The organism is Geodermatophilus sp. Leaf369, assembly GCF_001424455.1.
Taxonomy (GTDB): Bacteria; Actinomycetota; Actinomycetes; order Mycobacteriales; family Geodermatophilaceae; genus Klenkia.
On the sequence record NZ_LMQA01000001.1, the window covers coordinates 157,591 to 178,078 of the forward strand.

Genomic DNA, 20,488 nt, shown 5'->3' on the forward strand with positions numbered 1-20,488 from the left:
CCGGTGAGCGACCTCCTCGACGCCCTCGCGATCGCGCTGAAGTCCGGCCTGGGGTTCCAGGCCATCTTCTTCGCGCTGCTCGCCATCGGCATCAACGTGCACTTCGGCTACACCGGACTGCTGAACTTCGGCCAGATCGCCTTCGCCATGCTCGGTGGCTTCGGCATCGCCATCTCGGTCAGCAAGTGGGGCATGCCGTTCTGGGTCGGCGTCGTCGTCGGCATCGTGGCGGCGATCGTGCTGGCCCTGCTGCTGGGTCTGCCCACCCTGCGACTGCGGGCGGACTACCTGGCGATCGTCACGATCGCCACGGCCGAGGGCCTGCGCCTGCTGTTCCGGTCGGTCTCGGCCACCCCGGTCACCAACGGCACCCGCGGCCTGTCGGCGTTCAACCAGAGCTTCATCGCCCTGGCCCCCTGGGACACCCAGCGTCGCTACGCGATCCTGGGCACCTCGTGGAGCGGTGGTGAGCTCTGGGTCGCCACCGTCGGCTGGGTGCTCGTGGCGCTGGCCAGCCTGCTGGTCTTCCAGCTCATGCGCAGCCCCTGGGGCCGCGTGCTGAAGGCCATCCGCGAGGACGAGGACGCCGTCCGCGCCCTGGGCAAGAACGTCTACAGCTACAAGATGCAGGCGCTCGTGCTCGGTGCGGTCTTCGGTGCACTCGGCGGCATGGTCTACGCCGTCGGCACCGGCTCCGCGATCCCCGACCAGTACCAGAACGCCAACACGTTCCTGGCCTACGCCGCCCTCATCCTGGGTGGCGCGGCCCGCGTGCTGGGCCCCGTCGTGGGGTCGATCATCCTGCTGTTCATCCTGCAGTTCGCCGACACCGGCCTGCGCTCGCTGATCAGCAACGGGATCATCCCCGACACCCTGCTGTCCTCCACCGACGTCGCGCAGATCCGCTTCGTCCTGGTCGGCATCGGGCTCATGCTGCTGTTGGTGTTCCGACCCCAGGGCATCTTCGGTGACCGACGAGAGGTGATGCTCGATGCCCGCTGACCCCACTCCCGTCCAGCCGGCCGACCGTCCTGCCCCGGCCCGCCTCGCGCAGGCGGCGCTGGCGGACCTGCCCTGGCAGGTCGGCGTCGCCAAGCCCGACCCGGCGCTCGTCGTCGACGGGGTCACCCGCACCTTCGGTGGGCTCACCGCGGTGTCGGTGGACCACCTGGAGATCCAGCGCGGTGGCATCACCGGGCTGATCGGGCCCAACGGCGCCGGCAAGACGACGCTGTTCAACCTGCTCACCGGGTTCGACCAGCCCGACACCGGCACCTGGACCTTCGACGGCCAGTCGCTGGGCAAGCTGTCCCCGCACAAGGTGGCCCGCCTCGGCGTCGTCCGCACGTTCCAGCTGACCAAGGCGCTCTCGCGCCTGACCGTCATGCAGAACATGCTGCTGGGCGCCCAGGACCAGAACGGGGAGTCCTTCCTCAAGGCCCTGGTGCCCGGCACCTGGCGTCGCCAGGAGACCGCGAACACCGAGCGGGCCATGGAGCTGCTCAAGCGCTTCAAGCTCGACGCCAAGAAGGACGACTTCGCCGGCATCCTCTCCGGCGGGCAGCGCAAGCTGCTGGAGATGGCCCGCGCGCTCATGAGCGACCCCAAGGTCGTCATGCTCGACGAGCCGATGGCCGGGGTGAACCCGGCGCTGACCCAGTCCCTGCTGGGCCACGTCAAGGACCTCCGCGAGGACGGCATGACCGTCGTCTTCGTCGAGCACGACATGGACGTCGTCCGCGACATCAGCGACTGGGTCGTGGTGATGGCCGCCGGCAAGATCATCGCCGAGGGGCCCCCGGAGTCGATCTCGCAGAACAAGGACGTGGTCGACGCCTACCTGGGCGCCCACCACGACGCACCGCTGACCAACGAGGAGGAGGACCGCGTCCTCGCCGAGGCGGAGGCGGCCATCGCCCGCGAGGAGGGCGTCCCCACCGGCGACCGCCCCGCGGAGACGCTCTCCAGCGAGCGGACCGGCTCGCACCGGTCGACCACCGACGGGACGGACACCACACGATGAGCGAACCGCTGTTCGAGGTCGACGAGACGGGTGAGGACGTCACCCGCGCCGACACCGTGGCCTCGGCCGAGCTCTCCCCCGCGGAGAAGGCGGCCACCCGCGAGGAGCACCTCAAGCTCGCCGAGGGTGCGCTGGTGCGCGCCGACGACCTGGTCGCCGGCTACGTCCCCGGGGTGAACATCCTCCGGGGCTGCGACTTCTACCTGAAGGACGGCGAGCTGGTCGGGATCATCGGTCCCAACGGGGCCGGCAAGTCCACCCTGCTCAAGGCGCTGTTCGGGCTGATCCCGGTCCGGTCGGGCGGGGTCACCCTGCGCGGGGAGACGATCACCTCGGCACCGGCCCACCGGCTGGTGCAGATGGGCGTGGGCTACGTCCCGCAGAACAACAACGTCTTCCCCTCCCTCACCATCGCCGAGAACATGCAGATGGGCGTCTACCTGCGGCCCAAGACGTTCAAGGACCGCTTCGACTACGTCATCGACCTGTTCCCGTTGCTCGGTGAGCGGCGCAACGGCAAGGCCGGGTCGCTGTCCGGTGGCGAGCGGCAGATGGTCGCCATGGGCCGGGCGCTGATGATGGACCCGTCGGTGCTGCTGCTCGACGAGCCCTCGGCGGGGTTGTCCCCCGCCTACCAGGACGAGGTGTTCATCCGCTGCCGGCGGATCAACGCCACCGGCGTCTCGATCATCATGGTCGAGCAGAACGCCCGCCGGTGCCTGCAGATCTGCGACCGCGGCTACGTGCTGGACCAGGGCCGCAACGCCTACACCGACACGGGCAAGTCGCTGATGAACGACCCCAAGGTCGTCGAGCTGTACCTGGGCACCCTCGCCAAGGCGCAGTGAAGGACCACGTCGCCCCCCGACGCACGCTCCGCGCGCGCCGGGACCCTGCGACGTAGCCGTTCCACCCGGTGCGCTGCCGGTCGTCCCGCACACGCGGGGCGGCCGGCATCGTGCTGTCATGGGCCGGTGACGCGGGAGGAGCTGGTGAGCCGCTACCGCGAGCTGGTGCTCGGTGAGCTGCCGCGCCGGGCCCGGGCCGAGGGGTGGGTGGTGACCGCCGACCACTGCTTCGGCCGGATCGTGCTCGACCACGCCGTCGGGGGCCGCTGGTACGACGTGCTCGACCGCCGTCGCTCCCCCGCCTTCGCCCAGCTGGACGACGACCGCCTCGCCGCCGCCGTGGCGCTGGCCGACCGCATCGCCGCCGAGGGCGACCCGCTGCTGCGCGAGCTCGACCGGCAGAGCCTCGTCTGGCGGGGCAAGCCCACCACGACCCGATGAGCCTGCTCGCGGTCGCCCACCTGGCCCTGGTCGCCGGCTACGCCGGGTTCCAGTGGACCGTGCGGGTGCTGGTCTACCCCCAGTTCGCCGGGGTGGGCGAGGGCTTCGCCGCCTACGAGCGGGCCCACCAGCAGCGGGTGACCCGGGTGGTCGGCCCGCTGTTCGTGGGCCAGGGCGCGACCACGGTCTGGCTGCTGGTGCTCCTGCTGCGCGGCGACGTCCCGACCCTGCCCGTGCTGGGCAGCGCGGTGTGCCTGGCCGTCGTCCTGGGCGTCACCGCAGCCGGCGCCGTCCCGCTGCACCGCCGGCTCGACGTCGGGTGGGACGCCGACGCGCACCGCCGGCTGCTGCGGGTGGACTCGGTGCGGGTGGCCGCTGCGAGTGCGAACGTCGTGCTCGCCGGGTGGCTCGTGCTGGGCTGAGGCACCCCGTCGAGGCCGCTCAGTCGGTGCGGGCCAGCGACTCCCAGGCGCTGCGGGCGCGCGGGGCCCAGGTGGCGTGCCGCTCGCGGAAGACCTGGGCGGCCCGGTTGCCGCTCCACCGCGGCGGCAGCAGCTCCCGCGGCAGGCCCGGGTCCAGCAGCGGGAAGCGCCGCCACTCCTGGACCAGCCGCACCTGGGCGACCAGCGCCTGCCGGTCGGTGCGCGGACGTCGGGAGCCCACCAGCTCCAGGAACTCCTCGTAGCGGGTCTCGATCGCGTCCAGGTCCCAGGCGCTGCGCACCAGCGACCGCTGGTCGCCGATCTGTCCGGACCGGGCCACGAACGACCAGCTGCCCGCGGTCAGGCCCAGCTCCTCGAGCACCCGGGCGGCCTCGGCCTCGCGGTCGACCCGGGGGGTCACCCACACGCCCGGGCTGGACGAGCCGAGCCCGGCCCAGCCGAGCTGGGTGCGCAGCCGTTGCCGCAGCGCCCGGGCGTTCTCCGGCACGGTCACGGTGAGCACCAGCCAGCTGCCGTCCCACGGCTGCTCCTCCGACGCGGCGTCGTAGATCCGCCGGGTGCCGTCGGTCAGCAGCCGGGTGCCCTGCTCGGTGAGCCCCCAGCGGGTCTCCCGGCCGATCCGCTGGGCGGCGATCCACCCGTCGTCGGCGGTGCGCATCAGCGCCTGCCGGGCGGCCTTCTCGGCCACGTCGAGGTCGGCGGCCAGCTCCAGGAGGGTGGAGGTCCACACCTGCTCCCCGCGCGGCAGCACGAACTCACCGAGCACCGTCAGGAGCAGGCTGCGGGCGCTGGCCGCGCCGAGCTCCTGCCGCCGGGTCAGGGTCGGCCCCTCGATCGGCGTCTCCCGCGCAGCTGTCACCGGTCCATGGTGGCACCCGGTGCCACCCGCGGGCACCGGACGTGGGGAGACCGACACCCGCCCGGACTAGTACCGGTGCTGCTCGGGGTCGACGTACCCGCCGCTCTCCTCGGCACCGGGCCCGCGAGGCGCGGAGCCGACCGGGTCGGCCCCCTCGTGGCGGTGCCCGGCGACCCGGTCCCGCTCGGCCTCGTACCGGGCCTGCGCGCCGTCGTCGGGGCGGGGTGCCGGTCCGGTCGCCGGTGACCCGCCGGTGTCCTGGCCGACCCGCCGGCCGCCCACCCGCTTGCGCAGCCGCCCGTCCTCGGCCGCGCTGAACCCGCGGGCCAGCAGCCAGCCGGTCACCGCGTCCCGGTCGGGGTGGGCGTCCCGCACCACGTTGACCACGTAGTTGAGCCCCCGCGCGGACGCCTCGGCCTCGAGCCGGGCCAGGCAGAACGAACCGGCGCCGGTGCCCCGGGCCCTACCGTCGACGGCCAGCAGGACCTCCGCGTCGCCCCAGACGTCGTCGAGCCACCCGTAGCCGAGCACCTCGCCCCCGGCCGAGCGCACCGACCACCAGTCTCCGGTCAGCTGCTCCCCCGCCGTGCGCTCCTGGTCGGGGAAGACGCCGGGCGGCACGGATGCGAACACCCGCGTCCGGTCGTCGTCCCAGCGCGGGTCGGGATCGGCGACCCACTGCAACGTCTCGGGCACGACGGCCTCCTCGGCGACTGCGGTCTACACGTCATGTGCACCTTGCGTAGCAAGGTGTAGCACGTCATAGTGAGCCGCGACACCCCCGGGACACCGGGCCGACCCACCGCCGTCCGGCGGGCCAGGAGGCAGCGTGACCACCCTCGAGGACCGCCCACAGACCGACGAGGCACCAGCAGGCCCGGCCGAGGTCTCCTTCGACACCTCCCCCGCGCAGTACCGGCACTGGACGCTGAGCACCGACGGGGAGATCGCCACCCTCACCCTCGACGTGGCCGAGGACGGCGGGATCGTGCCCGGCTACGAGCTGAAGATGAACAGCTACGACCTGGGCGTGGACATCGAGCTGCACGACGCGGTCCAGCGGATCCGGTTCGAGCACCCCGAGGTGCGGGCCGTCGTGGTCGCCAGCGGCAAGGACCGGATGTTCTGCGCCGGGGCCAACATCCGGATGCTGGCCGGCTCGGCACACAGCTGGAAGGTGAACTTCTGCAAGTTCACCAACGAGACCCGCAACGGCATCGAGGACGCCACCGCGCACTCGGGCCTGCCCTTCATCGCCGCGGTCAACGGCACCGCGGCCGGCGGCGGGTACGAGCTCGCCCTGGCCTGCGAGCAGATCGTGCTGGTCGACGACAGCTCCTCGGCGGTCTCGCTGCCCGAGGTCCCGCTGCTCGGCGTGCTGCCGGGCACCGGCGGGCTCACCCGGCTGGTCGACAAGCGCGGGGTCCGCCGCGACCTCGCCGACGTCTTCTCCACCACCTCGGAGGGCGTGCGCGGGGAGCGGGCGGTGCAGTGGCGGCTGGTCGACGCCGTCGCCAAGGCCCGCGACTTCCACGACGTCGTCCGTACCCGGGCCACCGAGGCCGCCGCCGGCTCCTCCCGCCCAGGCGCCGGCGCCACCGGGGTCGAGCTCACCCCGCTGGTCCGCGAGACGGACGGCGACACCACGGCCTACGCCCACGTCCGCGTCGTCCTGGACCGGGCCGCCGGGACGGCCACGATCACCGTCCTGGGGCCCACGACCCTCCCGGGGTCGGTCGAGGAGCTGCACGCCGCCGGTGCTGCCGCCTGGCCGTTGGCCGTCACCCGCGAGCTGGACGACGCGATCCTGCGGCTGCGCACCAACGAGCTGGGCATCGGCACCTGGCTGCTGCGCACCGAGGGCGACGTCGAGACCGCCGCGGCCTGGGACGCCTTCCTGCTCGAGCACCGCGACGACTGGCTGGTCAACGAGACCTGGGGCTTCTACAAGCGGACCGTGAAGCGGCTGGACACCACCAGCCGGAGCCTCTTCGCGCTGATCGAGCCGGGCTCCTGCTTCGTCGGCCTGCTCGCCGAGATCGCGCTGTCCGCCGACCGGCAGTTCATGCTGGAGGGCCGGTTCGAGGACGACGAGGAACCCGCGGCACCCGCGGTGATCCGGCTCACCCCGGCCAACACCGGGCCGCTGCCGATGGGCAACGACCTCACCCGGCTGCAGGTCCGGTTCCTCGGCAGCGCCGCCGAGCTGGCCGCGGCCGAGGGTGCCGTGGGTCGCGACCTGCTCGCCGCCGACGCCCGGGAGCTCGGGCTGGTGACCACGACCCCGGACGACATCGACTGGGAGGACGAGGTGCGCCTGGTCGTGGAGGAGCGGGCCAGCTTCTCCCCCGACGCGCTCACCGGCATGGAGGCCAACCTGCGCTTCGCCGGTCAGGAGACCGCCGAGACCAAGGTCTTCGGTCGGCTCACCGCCTGGCAGAACTGGATCTTCCAGCGGCCCAACGCCGCTGGCCCCGAGGGAGCACTGCGCCGCTACGGCTCCGGCCAGCGGGCCGACTACGACAGGAAGCGGGTCTGACCATGACCACGACCGAATCGACCCCCAGCACCGGCACGCTGACCGGCCAGGCCCCGGCTCCCACCGGTCCGACGTCGACCATCGACTACTCCGAGCGCATCCCCAACAACGTGGACCTGGCCGGGAACCGCAAGCTGCAGCGCGCCCTGGAGGGCTGGCAGCCCAAGTTCCTGGACTGGTGGGGCAGCCTCGGCCCGTCGATCCCCACCCAGGACGTCTACCTGCGCACCGCGATCGCGGTCGGCCGGGACGGCTGGGCGCACTTCGACCGGGTGCCCATGGAGCAGTACCGCTGGGGCATCTTCCTGGCCGAGCAGGACCCGGACCGGACCATCTCCTTCGGCCAGCACAAGGGCGAGAAGGCCTGGCAGGAGGTGCCCGGTGAGTACCGCTCTGACCTGCGCCGGCTGATCGTCGTCCAGGGCGACACCGAGCCCGCCTCGGTCGAGCAGCAGCGGCACCTGGGCATGACCGCGCCCTCGCTGTACGACATGCGCAACCTGTTCCAGGTCAACGTGGAGGAGGGCCGGCACCTCTGGGCGATGGTCTACCTGCTGCACGCCCACTTCGGGAAGGACGGCCGCGAGGAGGCCGAGGAGCTGCTCAAGCGCAACTCCGGGGACTTCGACTCCCCCCGCATCCTGGGCGCCTTCAACGAGGAGACCACCGACTGGCTGCAGTTCTTCATGTTCACCTACTTCACCGACCGGGACGGCAAGTACCAGCTCGGCACGATGAAGGAGTCCGCCTTCGACCCGCTGGCCCGCACGTGCGAGTTCATGCTCAAGGAGGAGGCCCACCACATGTTCGTGGGCACCACCGGGGTGCAGCGGACCGTGGAGCGCACCGCAGCGTTGATGGCGGAGCACGGCACCGACGACCTCTGGCAGCACGGGGCCATCCCGCTGACCGTGATCCAGAAGTACCTGAACTTCCAGTTCTCCGTCTCGATGGACCTCTTCGGCTCCGAGACGTCGTCCAACGTGGCGAAGTACTACACCGCCGGGCTCAAGGGCCGGTGGATGGAGACCCGCCGCAAGGACGACCACCTCCTGCACGACCTGACCATGGACGTCCCGGGCATCGAGGACGGCGCGCTGACCACCCGCACCGTCCCGCTGCTGACCGCACTGAACCTGGACCTGCGCAACGAGTACACCGCCGACTGCGTCAACGGCGTGCGCCGCTGGAACCAGGCCCTGGAGGACGCCGGCCTGGAGGAGCGCCTGTACCTGCCCCACGACGGCTTCAACCGCCGGGTGGGGGCCTTCTCCGGCCACCACGTCAGCCCGCAGGGCGAGATCGTGGACGACGCCACCTGGGAGCGCTCGGTCGGTGACTGGCTGCCCACCCCCGACGACCGCGAGCAGGTCGCGGCGCTCATGACGCCGCACTACGAGGAGGGCGAGTTCGCCTCCTGGATCGCGCCGCCGTCGGTGGGCATCAACGACATGCCCGTCGAGTACGACTACGTCCGCTTCTAGGAGATGACCACCCTCGACGTCAGCGCCGACGCCGTGACCGGGCCCGTCCCCTCCGCCGCAGGGGCGGCGGGCCCGGAGCTGTTCAACGCCGCCGAGTGGCTGGTGACCCGGCACGCCCGGGCCGAGGCCGGCCGGCTCGCGATCACCGCCATCGACCTGGACGGCAGCGTCCGCACGCTGACCTACGGCGAGCTCGACGCGGCCGTGTCCGCGCTGGCCGCGGCCTTCCTGGCCTCCGGCGTCCGGCCGGAGGAACGCCTGCTGCTGTGCATGGGCGACACCCCGGAGCTCCTCACCGCGTTCCTGGCGGGCCTGCGCATCGGTGCGGTCCCGGTACCGGTGTCGACCATGCTCACGCCCAAGGACGTCGCCGTGCTGGCCCGGGACAGCCGGGCCCGGCTGTTCGCGACGAGCTCGGAGTTCCTCGCACTGGCCCCGGCCGTCGGCGGGCTGCCCGGCCTGGCCGACGTCGTCGTCCTCACCGACGGCGACCTGCCCGAGGTCCGGGGCGCCCGGGTGCACCGGTGGACGGACTTCGTGGCCACCGGACAGGGCCGGGAGGTCCACACGTACCCGACCGTGGCCGACTCCCCGGCGTTCTGGCTTTACACCTCGGGCACCACCGGCACCCCCAAGGGCGCGATGCACCGGCACGGCTCGCTGCGCGACACCTACGAGACCTACGCCTGCGACGTGCTGGCGATGCGTCCGGACGACGTCACCTTCTCGGTGGCCAAGTTCTTCTTCGCCTACGGCCTGGGCAACACCCTCACCTTCCCGTTCGGCGCCGGGGCCAGCACCGTCCTGGACCGCAACCGGCCCAGCCCCGCGGGGACGCTGCGCGTGCTCACCGAGCTGCGGCCCACCCTGTTCTTCGGCGGGCCCACCTACTTCGCCGCGCTGATGGCGGCCCAGCTGCCCCCCGACGCGTTCGCCTCCGTGCGGGCCTGCGTCTCGGCCGGCGAGGCGTTCCCGGCCGCGCTGTTCACCCGGTTCACCGACCGTTTCGGCGTGGAGATGCTCGACGGCATCGGGTCGACCGAGATGCTGCACATCTTCATCAGCAACCGTCCCGGGCGGGCGCGGGCCGGCTCGACCGGGGAGCTGGTGGCCGGGTACGACGCCAGGATCGAGGACGACGACGGCCGGCCCGTCCCCGACGGCACCCCGGGCAACCTCTACGTGCGCGGGTCCTCGGCCGCCACCGGGTACTGGCAGCGCGCCGAGGTCAGCCGCCGGGTCTTCCAGGGCCCGTGGGTGCGCACCGGGGACACCTACGTCCGCGGGGCCGACGGGTACTTCGCCTCCCTGGGGCGCACCGACGACATCATCAAGGCCGGTGGCATCTGGGTCTCCCCCACCGAGGTGGAGACCCGGCTGCGCGAGCACGTCGACGTCAGCTCCGTGGTCGTGGTGTCCATCCCCGACGCCGACGGGCTGGACAAGCCGGTCGCCTGCGTGGTGCTCGACCCCGCCTCGACCACGACCGGGGCGGACCTGGTCGCCTTCTGCCGGGAGGGCCTGGCGGCGTTCAAGCGCCCGCGGCACGTGCTGGTCTTCGACGAGCTCCCCATGACCGCCACCGGCAAGCTGCAGCGCTTCCGGGTGCGCGAGCTGGCCGTGGCCCGGCTGACCGGGGCCGACGCGTGAGGGACGTCGAGGTCGACCTGCTCGTCGTCGGTGCCGGACCTGCCGGGCTCTACGCGGCCTACTACGCCGGGTTCCGCGGGCTGCGCACCGCGATCGTGGACAGCCTCAGCGAACCCGGCGGGCAGGTCACCGCGCTCTACCCGGAGAAGCAGATCTACGACATCGCCGGCATGCCCGCCGTCCGCGGCCGGGACCTGGTGGCCGGGCTCGTCGCCCAGACCGGGCGCTTCGACCCGACCTACGTGCTGGGCGAACGGGCCGAGGAGCTGGAACGCCGTCCAGACGGCCGGCTGGTGGTCACCACCGACCGGGGCACCCGGATCGACACCGGTGCGATCGTCGTGACGGGTGGGATCGGCACCTTCACCCCCCGCCCGCTCCCCGGCGGGGACGTCTGGGAGGGGCGCGGCCTGCACTACGTGGTCCGCGAGCTCGCCGCCCACGCCGGCCAGCACGTCGTCGTCGTCGGCGGCGGGGACTCCGCCGTGGACTGGGCGCTGGCCCTGGAGCCGCTGGCCGCCTCGGTCACCGTCGTGCACCGGCGGGCCGCCTTCCGGGCGCACGCGGCCAGCGTGGCCGACATGCACGCCGGGTCGGCCGTCGTCGTCACCGACGCCCAGGTGCACGAGCTCACCGGGGACGACGTCCTGCGCGCCGTGCACGTCCGCGCGAAGGACGGCACGGTGACCGAGCACCGGGCCGACGCCGTCATCGCCGCGCTCGGCTTCACCGCCGACATCGGCCCGCTCGAGCGGTGGGGCATCGACGTGGTCGACCGCAAGATCACCGTGGACACCGCCATGCGCACCACCGTCCCCGGGGTCTACGCGGCCGGGGACATCACCGAGTACCCGGGCAAGGTGCGGTTGATCTCGGTCGGGTTCGGGGAGGCCGCCACCGCCGTGAACAACGCCGCCACCCACCTCTTCCCCGACCAGCCGCTGTTCCCCGGACACAGCAGCGACGACCCCGCCGGCACCCCCGCGCTCGCCACCGCCTGAACCGACTGGAGACAGATCAACCGTGCCCTACGTGATCGGCAACGAGTGCATCGGCACCACCGACATGTCCTGCGTGGACGAGTGCCCCGTGGACTGCATCTACGAGGGCGACACCAAGCTCTACATCAACCCCAAGGAGTGCATCGACTGCGGGGCGTGCGAGCCGGCCTGCCCGGTAGAGGCCATCGCCCAGGACCGTCGGGTCACCGAGGAGAACGAGCCGCACGTGGAGGACAACCGGCGGTTCTTCCTGGAGCTGCTGCCCGGGCGGGACGCGCCCCTGGGCAACCCCGGCGGGGCGAGCAAGACCGGCCGGATCGGCGTGGACACCGAGCTGGTGGCAGGTCTCTGACCCCCGGCACGCAGAACGGCCCGGCTCCCTGACGGGGGCCGGGCCGTTCGTGCGTACGGGTGGTGCTGGGGTCAGCGCTGCGGGCCGATGCCCTGGGCGTTGAGACCCTGGATGATCCGCGAGGACTCCTCGAAGCCGATCACCACGATGGCGTCGGGGTTGAGGTCGACCATCTGCTGCACCTCGGAGTCGAAGTTCGCAGCCTGCGGGTCGTAGGTGATCGAGACGACGTCGTCCTCGGACAGACCGTCGCTGATCAGGTTGTTGCGGGCGTTCTCGGCCAGGCCGGTGCCGTACGGGTCGTTGATCGCGAGGATCCCGACCGTGTTGTTGCCGTCGGCACCGATCAGGTCGGCCAGCGCACGGGCCTGCAGCGTGTCCGCGGGCGCGGTACGGAAGTACAGGCCCGAGTCGTCGTAGGTCGTGAACTGGTCGGAGGTGTTCGCCGGGGAGAACTCCAGGACGCCGGCACCGGTGATGGTGTCGATGACCGTGAGGCTCACACCCGAGGAGGCAGCGCCGATGATCGCGTTGACGCCGGACTGCAGGAGGCGGTCCACGGTCTGGGTGGCGGTGTCGGTCGAGGCGTCACCGGAGTCACCCTCGACGAGCTGGACCGGCTGGCCCAGGACGCCACCGGCGGCGTTGATGTCGTTGATCGCCAGCTGGACGCCGGCGACCTCCGGCGGCCCGAGGAAGGCCAGGTTGCCGGTCAGCGGCAGCAGCGTGCCGATGATCAGCGGGTCGCCCGTGGCGCCGGCCGCGGCGTAGGCCGGGCCCTCGTCGGAGGCGGCGTTGGCCTCGTCGCCCGCGAGGGCGAACTCGGTCAGGCTGTCGTCGATCTGGTTGTCGTCACCGAACTGCAGCAGGCCGAAGCTGGCCTCGGCCGGCTCGCCGGCGTCGGCGAAGCTCAGCGGACCGGTGATGCCGTCGTAGTCGACGTTCCCGCCGGCGGTGATGATGTCCAGGCAGGCCTGGAAGTCCGAGCAGGCGTCCCCACCGAAGGTGATGCCGTTGACGTACGGCCCGAAGGTCGTCGCCTGGTTGGTGCCGGCGGCCTGCGCGGCGAGCGCGGTGATGATCACCGCGTCGTAGGACTCACCCGCGTAGTTGTAGTCCTGCAGGTCGGGGTTGATCTCGAGCAGACGGTCGGTGAAGTCCCCCGACAGCTCGGTCAGCGGCGTGGTGCCCCGCATGCCGGCCAGGGCGCCCGGCTCGGAGAAGTCGTTGCCGAGGGCGTTGCCCATGTTGCCGTCGGTGCCGTAGACGTTGACCTGCCGTGAACCGCTGTCCCCGCTGCCACCGCTGGTGGCCGCGGCGTCGTCGCTGTCGCTGCCGCCGCCACAGGCGGTTGCAGCGAGCAGGACGGCCCCGGACACGGCGACAGCGCGGGCGAAGGTGCCAGTGCGCATCAAGTGACTCCCAGTGAGGTGTTCCATCGCTCGGCCGGACCCGGGCCAGGGCGCGGATGCACCCGGGCCTGTCCGACCAGTGGGGGGAACCTAGCTGTGTGGTGGGACACCGAGAGCCCTCTCGACCGCACCGTGATGAGGTCGTGACCTGATCGGTCGGAACCCGTGACACGCGTGGTTCTGGGCAACACGCCCGTCACCCGGGCGACCCCGGTCCCGAACGGACCCGAACGGGTCCGCGCGGGGCGATCAGGCGGTGGGGGTCTCCGCCGGGCCGACACCGTCGGTGAGGACCAGCTGGGCCAGTGCCTTCATCGAGGTGCGCTCGTTCATCGCCGTGCGCTGGATCCACCGGAAGGCCTCGGCCTCGCTGATCCCGCGGTCGGCCATCAGCTTGCCCTTGGCCTGCTCGACCACCTTGCGGGCCTCCAGGCGCTCCTTGAGGTCGCCGACCTCGGCGTCCAGCGCGGTCATCTCGACGAACCGGGCCCGGGCCACCTCGATGGCCGGCACCAGGTCGGCCTTGGAGAACGGCTTGACCAGGTAGGCCATCGCGCCGGCGTCGCGGGCCCGCTCGACCAGCTCGCGCTGGGAGAAGGCCGTCAGCACGATCACCGGGGCGATCCGCGAGGCCGCGATCTGCTCGGCGGCCGACAACCCGTCCAGCACCGGCATCTGCACGTCGAGGACGACGAGGTCGGGCCGCAGCTCGCGCGCCTGGTCGACCGCGGCCTGGCCGTCACCGACCTCGCCGACGACGACGTACCCCTCCTCCTCCAACATCTCCTTGAGGTCGAGGCGGATCAGTGCCTCGTCCTCGGCGATGAGGACCCGGGTCGGCTCGTTGCTCACCGGCTCACCCTAGCGAGGCCGCGAGCCCGGTGCGTCGTACGCTCCACCGAGGCCCCCGTACCCCAACTGGCAGAGGGAGCGGATTCAAAACCCGCACAGTGTCCGTTCGAATCGGACCGGGGGCACCGTCAGACGGTGGTCACCGCTTCTCACGGGGTCGCCAGCAGCCGTGCGTCCTTCGTGTGCCCGTCGAGGACCACCAGGCCGATCCCGCTGCTGAGGACCAGGGCACCGCCGTCACGCAGCCAGGTCGCATCGAACACGTCGCCCAGCGGGTGCTCGTCGAGCACCTCCCCGTCGTCGGACAGACGGACGTGCCGGTGGTCGACCTCGTCCTGCCGCTCGACCCGCGTGACCGCGCGCCAGGTCCCGGTCGCGCGGTCGTGCGCGACGCTGACGACGTGGCCACCGGGCACCGCGTAGGCAGCCCGCTCGGTGCCGTCGAGGTCGAGGATCCGCAGCGGGCCGCCGGCCTCGGCCACCGCGACGTGCTCGGCGCTGGCGGCAGCAGCGAGGACGGCGAAGGACCGGAGCTCGATGCGCCGGCCGAGCGGTTCGAGCTCGGTGTCGGCCAGGCGGTAGTGCGCGCTGCTCTCCAGGAGGCTCACGGTGGGGGTCAGGGCGTGCACCCCGGACACGCCCCTGAGCGACCTCACCTCGGCACCGGTCGATCCGTCCAGGACCCTCGCCGGCCCCCGCGCGTGGCCCACGGCGACGCGACCGTGTGCGAGTGCGGTCACGTCCTGGACGTGGGATTGCGTCCGGTCCTCCCAGAGCGGCTCACCGGTGAGCGAGTACCCGCAGACACCGTGTCGCGCCCAGGCACCTGCGACGACCACCGGCGTGTCACCGGTGACGAGGGCCAGGCGCCTGCCGCCGGGGTCGAAGACCGTGTCGACGACCGCCACCGGGGTCCTCCGGCCCAGCGACCACACGTGCGCCGTCCGCTCGAACTCGCCGGCGACGAACAGGTCACCCTCCCAGGGGGGCGCTGCGAGGTGCCAGATGTCGGGCATGTGCGCAGCCTCCCTCACCTCCGCCAACCGCAGGTCTTAGGTTCGTGGGGTGACCGGCCACATGACTCCTGAGCAGTTCCGCCAGCACGGGCACGAGGTCGTGGACTGGGTGGCCGACCACATGGCGCGGGTGGAGTCGCTGCCGGTGCGGTCCCGGGTGTCCCCCGGCGACGTGCGGGCGCAGCTCCCCGCGCACGCCCCGGAGCAGGGCGGGTCGATCGCCGACGTGCTCGCCGACCTCGAGCGGGTCGTCGTCCCCGGCCTCACGCACTGGCAGCACCCCGGCTTCTTCGGCTACTTCCCGGCCAACACCTCCGGGCCCTCCGTGCTCGGTGACCTGGTCAGCTCCGCCCTGGGCGTGCAGGGCATGTCCTGGGTGACCAGCCCGGCCTGCACCGAGCTCGAACAGCACGTCATGGACTGGTTCGTCGAGCTGCTCGGGCTGCCCGCGTCCTTCACCCACGCCGGCACCGGCGGCGGGGTCGTCCAGGACTCCAGCTCCGGGGCCAACCTGGTCGCCCTGCTCGCCGCGCTGCACAGGGCCACGGGCGGCGCCACCGTGCGCGGTGGCGTCCGGCCGGAGGACATGACCGTCTACGTCTCGGCCCAGACCCACTCCTCGATGGAGAAGGCGGCCCGGATCGCGGGCCTCGGCACCGACGCCGTGCGCATCGTCGAGGTCGACGGCGACCTGGCGATGCGCCCGCAGGCCCTGGCCGCCCGGATCGACCGTGACGTGGCCCGCGGCTTCACCCCCGTACTCGTCTGCGCCACGGTGGGGACGACGTCGACGGGTGCGTTCGACCCGCTGGAGGCCATCGGGCCGATCTGCCGGGACCGCGGCGTGTGGCTGCACGTCGACGCCGCCTGGGCCGGGGTCGCCGCCGTGGCGCCCGAGCTGCGGCACCTGCAGGCCGGCGTCGAGTGGGCCGACAGCTACACCACCGACGCGCACAAGTGGCTGCTCACCGGCTTCGACGCCACGTTGTTCTTCACCGCCGACCGGGCCGCGCTCACCGGCGCGCTGGCGATCCTCCCCGAGTACCTGCGCAACGCCGCGACCGACAGCGGCTCGGTGGTCGACTACCGGGACTGGCAGATCGAGCTGGGCCGCCGCTTCCGGGCGCTCAAGCTGTGGTTCGTCGTCCGCTGGTACGGCGCCGAGGGGCTGCGAGAGCACGTGCGCGGGCACGTGGCGCTGGCCCAGGAGCTCGCCGGCTGGGCGCGCGCCGACGACCGGTTCTCCGTCGTCGCCCCGCACCCGCTGTCGCTGGTGTGCCTCAAGCCGCGCTGGCCGCACGGGGTGGACGGCGACGTCGCCACCATGACCCTGCTCGAGCGCCTGGCCGACGGCGGCGAGGTGTTCCTGACCCACACCACGGTCTCCGGCGAGGTGGTGGTCCGGGTGTCCATCGGGTCACCGGCCACCGAGCGTCGGCACGTGGAGCGGCTGTGGGCGCTGCTGGGCGAGCACCACGACTGGCTGGCGGCCGACTTCGCCGAGCAGCAGCGCGAGCAGACCGAGCGGGAGCGCGCCGAGCGCGAGGCGGCCGAGCAGGCCGCGGCCGAGCCGCAGCCGGTGGAGCACCAGACCGTGGCCGAGGTGGAGCAGACCGAGGTGGAGCAGACCTCAGCCGAGTGAGCGGATGAGGCCCTCCTGGGCGACGGTCGCCACGTGCGTGCCGTCGGCCGCCCAGATCTGGCCCAGGTTCATCGCCCGTCCCGAGGCAGCGGCCGGGCTGTCGGTCTCGTAGAGGAACCAGTCGTCGGCCCGCACCGGCCGGTGGAACCACACGGCGTGGTCCAGCGAGGCGCCCACGTGCTCACCGCCCCAGCCGCCGCCGATGCGGGCCAGGCCCGCCGACAGCAGGGTCAGGTCGGACACGAAGGTCAGCGCCGCCGCGTGCACGCCGGGGTCGTCGGGCAGCCGGCCGGTGACCCGGAACCACGTGTGGTTCTGGGTGTGCGGCGGGGTCTTGGGGGCCGGGTCGAACGGGTCCTCGAGGAAGCGCTGCTCGACCACGCGGGCGAAGGCCCGGGCACCGGTGGAGCGGCCCGGGTGGGCAGCGCTGACCTCCTCGATGCCGGGCAGGGACTCCGCACCGGGCACGTCGGGCATCGGCAGGGAGTGCTCGACGACGGCGGCCTCGCCCTCGGTGAAGTCCGCGGTCAGCGCGAAGACCGCGACGTCCTCGCCCTTGCGGGTCTGCCGGCCGACGACGCGGCGGGTGGAGAAGGACCGGCCCTCGCGGATCCGGTCGACCTCGTAGCGCAGCTCCTCGTACGGGTCGCCCGGGCGGAGGAAGTACGCGTGCAGTGAGTGCACCCCCCGGCCGGCCGGGACCGTGTGGGTGGCCGCGGTGAGCGCCTGGGCGGCGACCTGACCGCCGAAGACCCGCTGCAGCGGGGTGGACGGGGTCTGGCCCACGTACAGGTCCGGTGACCGCTCCTCGAGGTCCAGGACCTCGAGGAGCGCTGCCGCCGGGAGCTTGTCCGTCATCCCGTGCTGCCTCGTGGCCCCGGTGCGGGGTCAGGCATGCTGGCCGATCTCGTGCACCCGGATGAGGTTCGTGGAGCCAGAGATGTTCGGCGGCGAGCCGGCGACGACGACCACCCGGTCACCCTCCTTGAGCCGGCCGATCGACAGCAGCGAGAAGTCGACCTGCCCGACCATGTCGTCGGTGTGCCCGACCTCGGGCACCAGGAAGGTCTCCACACCCCAGGACAGCGCCATCCGGCTGCGCACCCGCGGGTCGGTGGTGAAGGCCAGGATCGGCAGGGTGGTGTGCAGCGCGGCCAACCGGCGGACGGTGTCCCCGGTCATCGTGAACGCGGCCAGCGCGTCGACCTCGAGGGCCTCGCCCACCTCGCGGGCGGCCCGGACGATGGCGCCGGAACGCGAGCGGGACTGGCGCACCAGGGCCGGCACCCGCACCGCGTCGGACTCGACCGCGTCGATGATCCGCTCCATGGTGCGCACCGCGGCGATGGGGAACTTCCCGACCGAGGTCTCCCCCGACAGCATCACGGCGTCGGCACCGTCGAGCACGGCGTTGGCGACGTCGGAGGCCTCGGCCCGGGTGGGCCGGGAAGAGTTGATCATCGACTCAAGCATCTGGGTGGCCACGATGACCGGCTTGTTCCGCTCGCGGGCGGCCTGCACGGCGCGCTTCTGCACCAGCGGGACCTGCTCCAGCGGCAGCTCCACGCCCAGGTCGCCGCGGGCGACCATGATCCCGTCGAACGCCTCGACGATGGCCTCGAGGTTCTCCACCGCCTCGGGCTTCTCCAGCTTGGCGATGACCGGGAGGTCGACGTCCATCTGGCGCATGATCTCGCGCACCAGCTCGACGTCCTCGGCCTTGCGGACGAAGGACAGGGCGATGAAGTCGACCCCGAGGCCCAGGGCGAACCGGAGGTCCTCCTCGTCCTTCTCGCTCATCGCCGGGACGCTGACCGCGACCCCGGGCAGCGACAGGCCCTTGTTGTTGGAGACGACGCCGCCCTCGAGGACCAGGCACCACACGTCGGGCCCGTCGACCTCGACCACGGTGAGGGAGAGGTTGCCGTCGTCGACGAGCAGCCGGTCACCGACGCGCACGTCGTTGGCCAGGTTCTTGTAGGTGGTGCCGACCCGCTCGGCGGTGCCCTCGACGTCCTCGACGGTGATGCACACGCGGGAGCCGGTGGCCCAGAGGACCGGGCCGTCGACGAAGCGGCCGAGCCGGATCTTGGGGCCCTGGAGGTCGGCCAGCACGGCGACCGCGCGGCCGACGGAGTCCGACGCGGTGCGGACGAGGTGGTAGTTGCGCTCGTGGTCGGCGTGCTCGCCGTGGCTGAAGTTCAGCCGGGCGACGTCCATGCCGGACTCGACGAGGGCGGTGATCTGCTCGGCGGTGCCCACGGCGGGGCCCAGGGTGCAGACGATCTTGGCGCGACGGGACATGGTGCTCAACCTAGTGGGGCGGCCCGGGAGAACCCGGACCGCCCCACGGAAACGTCATGATGTCTGGCCCCGCTGCAGGGACCCGCGGCGCGCGAAGCGTGTCGTGGGGGGCAGCGGGGTCCTTATCGGAGCGCGACCGCCGTGGGGGTGATCGGCCGGGGCAGCATCGAGGCCCCGGTCAGCCAGGTGTCGACGGCACCGGCGGCGGCGCGGCCCTCGGCGATGGCCCACACGATGAGCGACTGGCCGCGGCCGATGTCCCCGGCCACGAAGACGCCGGGCACCGAGGACATGAAGTCGGCGTCCCGGACGACGTTGCCGCGCCCGTCGACCTCGACGCCGAGGCTCTCGACCAGGCCCTCCTTCTGCGCACCGGTGAAGCCCATGGCCAGGAAGACCAGGTCGGCGGGGAGCTCGCGCTCGGTGCCCTCGACCTTGGTGAACTTCCCGTCGACCATCTCCACGTCGTGCACGGCGATGGCGCGGACGTGACCGTCCTCGTCACCGACGAAGCGCTCGGTGTTGACCGAGTAGATCCGGTCGCCACCCTCCTCGTGCGCCGAGGACACCCGCAGCACCATCGGGTAGGTCGGCCAGGGGTTCTTCGCACCCCGGGACGACGGCGGCTCGGGCATGATCTCCAGCTGCGCGACCGAGGCCGCACCTTGCCGGTGCGAGGTGCCCAGGCAGTCGGCACCGGTGTCACCGCCGCCGATGATCACCACGTGCTTGCCGTGCGCGTCGATCGGGGCGCGCTCGACCTGGCCCAGGGCCTGCCGGTTGCCGCCGGGCAGGAACTCCATGGCCAGGTGGATGCCCTCGAGCTCCCGGCCCGGAGCGGGCAGGTCACGGCCGACGGTGGCCCCACCGGAGAGCACCACGGCGTCGAAGTCCGACCGCAGCTGCTCGACGGTGACGTCGGAGCCCGCGGCCCCGACCTCCACGCCGGTGACGAACCGGGTGCCCTCGGCGCGCATCTGGTCCAGCCGGCGGTCCAGGTGGCGCTTCTCCATCTTGAACTCGGGGATGCCGTAGCGCATGAGCCCGCCGATGGCGTCGGCCCGCTCGAAGACGGTCACCTCGTGCCCGGCCCGGGTCAGCTGCTGGGCGGTGGCCAGCCCGGCCGGCCCGGAGCCGACCACGGCGACCTTCTTGCCCGACAGCTCGGCCGGCGGCTGCGGCTCGACCCAGCCCTCGGCGAAGGCGCGGTCGATGATCTCGACCTCGACCTGCTTGATGGTCACCGGGGACTCGGTCAGGTTGAGCACGCAGGAGCCCTCGCAGGGCGCCGGGCACAGCCGCCCGGTGAACTCCGGGAAGTTGTTCGTGGCGTGCAGCCGCTCGGTGGCCTCGCGCCAGTCGTCCCGGCGGACGAGGTCGTTCCACTCCGGGATCAGGTTGCCCAGCGGACAGCCGTGGTGGCAGAACGGGATGCCGCAGTCCATGCAGCGCGCCGCCTGGGTGCGCAGCGCCGCGGTGCCGAAGGCCTCCTCGCCGCCCTTCTCGCGCTCGAGGTAGACCTCCTTCCAGTCCATGATCCGGACGTCGACCGGACGCCGCGGCGGGGTGGCCCGCTCGAACTTGAGGAAACCGGTGGAGTCAGGCACAGCGGGCCTCCAGGG

At 72.5% G+C, this 20,488-nt stretch carries 19 protein-coding genes and 1 tRNA gene; 12 read left to right on the forward strand and 8 right to left on the reverse strand.

The features are described 5' to 3' along the window. Positions 1 to 3 precede the first annotated feature (3 nt). The 5 genes from ASG36_RS00790 (at position 4) to ASG36_RS00810 (ending at position 3,734) form a co-directional block, all read left to right on the forward strand. A complete protein-coding gene (locus tag ASG36_RS00790; RefSeq protein WP_055758163.1) occupies positions 4 to 1,002 on the forward strand; it encodes a branched-chain amino acid ABC transporter permease in 999 nt (332 codons plus the stop codon). Further along, a complete protein-coding gene (locus ASG36_RS00795; RefSeq protein ID WP_055758166.1) occupies positions 992 to 2,023 on the forward strand; it encodes an ABC transporter ATP-binding protein in 1,032 nt (343 codons plus the stop codon). The genes ASG36_RS00790 and ASG36_RS00795 overlap by 11 nt, the downstream gene beginning before the upstream one ends. Then, entirely contained in the window at positions 2,020 to 2,871 is an 852-nt protein-coding gene (locus ASG36_RS00800; RefSeq protein WP_200944297.1) for an ABC transporter ATP-binding protein, read from the forward strand. The genes ASG36_RS00795 and ASG36_RS00800 overlap by 4 nt, the downstream gene beginning before the upstream one ends. 126 nt (positions 2,872 to 2,997) lie before the next feature. Continuing rightward, on the forward strand, positions 2,998 to 3,312 hold the full coding sequence (locus ASG36_RS00805) for a hypothetical protein (protein WP_055758169.1): 315 nt from the start codon (positions 2,998 to 3,000) through the stop codon (positions 3,310 to 3,312). Then, positions 3,309 to 3,734 carry a hypothetical protein gene (locus ASG36_RS00810; protein ID WP_055758172.1) on the forward strand — a complete coding sequence of 142 codons (426 nt, stop codon included), beginning with the start codon at positions 3,309 to 3,311 and terminating at the stop codon, positions 3,732 to 3,734. Before ASG36_RS00805 ends, ASG36_RS00810 begins: the two co-directional genes overlap by 4 nt. A 19-nt stretch (positions 3,735 to 3,753) precedes the next feature. Here ASG36_RS00810 and ASG36_RS00815 read toward each other — a convergent pair whose 3' ends face one another. Beyond that, on the reverse strand, positions 3,754 to 4,614 hold the full coding sequence (locus tag ASG36_RS00815; RefSeq protein ID WP_055758175.1) for a PaaX family transcriptional regulator C-terminal domain-containing protein: 861 nt from the start codon (positions 4,612 to 4,614) through the stop codon (positions 3,754 to 3,756). A 66-nt stretch (positions 4,615 to 4,680) separates the two neighbouring features. Further along, on the reverse strand, positions 4,681 to 5,310 hold the full coding sequence (locus ASG36_RS00820) for a GNAT family N-acetyltransferase (RefSeq protein WP_055758178.1): 630 nt from the start codon (positions 5,308 to 5,310) through the stop codon (positions 4,681 to 4,683). Positions 5,311 to 5,443: 133 nt separating this feature from the next. Here ASG36_RS00820 and boxC point away from each other — a divergent pair, with 133 nt between their 5' ends. Genes boxC through fdxA form a run of 5 tightly spaced genes read left to right on the forward strand, consistent with a single transcriptional unit; the run spans position 5,444 to position 11,640 of the window. After that, positions 5,444 to 7,153 carry a 2,3-epoxybenzoyl-CoA dihydrolase gene (gene boxC / locus ASG36_RS00825; RefSeq protein ID WP_055758180.1) on the forward strand — a complete coding sequence of 570 codons (1,710 nt, stop codon included), beginning with the start codon at positions 5,444 to 5,446 and terminating at the stop codon, positions 7,151 to 7,153. Between the two features lie 2 nt (positions 7,154 to 7,155). Further along, complete coding sequence (gene boxB, locus ASG36_RS00830) at positions 7,156 to 8,637, forward strand: benzoyl-CoA 2,3-epoxidase subunit BoxB (protein WP_082522694.1); 1,482 nt, start codon at positions 7,156 to 7,158, stop codon at positions 8,635 to 8,637. Positions 8,638 to 8,640: 3 nt separating this feature from the next. After that, on the forward strand, positions 8,641 to 10,287 hold the full coding sequence (locus ASG36_RS00835; protein ID WP_235494462.1) for a benzoate-CoA ligase family protein: 1,647 nt from the start codon (positions 8,641 to 8,643) through the stop codon (positions 10,285 to 10,287). Beyond that, complete coding sequence (locus ASG36_RS00840) at positions 10,284 to 11,288, forward strand: NAD(P)/FAD-dependent oxidoreductase (protein ID WP_055758183.1); 1,005 nt, start codon at positions 10,284 to 10,286, stop codon at positions 11,286 to 11,288. The genes ASG36_RS00835 and ASG36_RS00840 overlap by 4 nt, the downstream gene beginning before the upstream one ends. A 22-nt stretch (positions 11,289 to 11,310) precedes the next feature. Further along, positions 11,311 to 11,640 carry a ferredoxin gene (fdxA, locus tag ASG36_RS00845; protein WP_055758185.1) on the forward strand — a complete coding sequence of 110 codons (330 nt, stop codon included), beginning with the start codon at positions 11,311 to 11,313 and terminating at the stop codon, positions 11,638 to 11,640. Positions 11,641 to 11,711: 71 nt separating this feature from the next. On the opposite strand, the gene ASG36_RS00850 is transcribed toward fdxA, so the two are convergent. Next, a complete protein-coding gene (locus ASG36_RS00850; protein ID WP_055758188.1) occupies positions 11,712 to 13,052 on the reverse strand; it encodes an ABC transporter substrate-binding protein in 1,341 nt (446 codons plus the stop codon). A gap of 249 nt (positions 13,053 to 13,301) precedes the next feature. Continuing rightward, complete coding sequence (locus tag ASG36_RS00855) at positions 13,302 to 13,904, reverse strand: ANTAR domain-containing response regulator (RefSeq protein WP_055758191.1); 603 nt, start codon at positions 13,902 to 13,904, stop codon at positions 13,302 to 13,304. Between the two features lie 51 nt (positions 13,905 to 13,955). Between ASG36_RS00855 and ASG36_RS00860 the strand changes: the two genes are divergently transcribed. Beyond that, a tRNA-Leu gene (locus tag ASG36_RS00860) sits at positions 13,956 to 14,029 on the forward strand. Between the two features lie 24 nt (positions 14,030 to 14,053). Here the strand turns inward: ASG36_RS00860 and ASG36_RS00865 are convergent. Beyond that, complete coding sequence (locus tag ASG36_RS00865; RefSeq protein WP_055758194.1) at positions 14,054 to 14,920, reverse strand: hypothetical protein; 867 nt, start codon at positions 14,918 to 14,920, stop codon at positions 14,054 to 14,056. 61 nt (positions 14,921 to 14,981) lie between these two features. On the opposite strand from ASG36_RS00865, the gene ASG36_RS00870 reads away from it, so the two are divergent. Next, a complete protein-coding gene (locus ASG36_RS00870; protein WP_082522886.1) occupies positions 14,982 to 16,562 on the forward strand; it encodes an aminotransferase class V-fold PLP-dependent enzyme in 1,581 nt (526 codons plus the stop codon). Here the strand turns inward: ASG36_RS00870 and ASG36_RS00875 are convergent. The 3 genes from ASG36_RS00875 to ASG36_RS00885 form a co-directional block, all read right to left on the reverse strand. Then, positions 16,551 to 17,420, reverse strand: a complete 870-nt coding sequence (locus ASG36_RS00875; protein ID WP_055758197.1) for an acyl-CoA thioesterase II — start codon at positions 17,418 to 17,420, stop codon at positions 16,551 to 16,553. The genes ASG36_RS00870 and ASG36_RS00875 overlap by 12 nt on opposite strands. Before the next feature lie 30 nt (positions 17,421 to 17,450). Continuing rightward, positions 17,451 to 18,866 (reverse strand): pyruvate kinase, encoded by a 1,416-nt coding sequence (pyk, locus tag ASG36_RS00880; protein ID WP_055758200.1) that lies wholly within the window; start codon positions 18,864 to 18,866, stop codon positions 17,451 to 17,453. 122 nt (positions 18,867 to 18,988) lie between these two features. Next, positions 18,989 to 20,473, reverse strand: coding sequence for a glutamate synthase subunit beta (locus ASG36_RS00885; RefSeq protein ID WP_055758203.1), 1,485 nt, complete (start codon positions 20,471 to 20,473; stop codon positions 18,989 to 18,991). Positions 20,474 to 20,488: the final 15 nt, after the last annotated feature.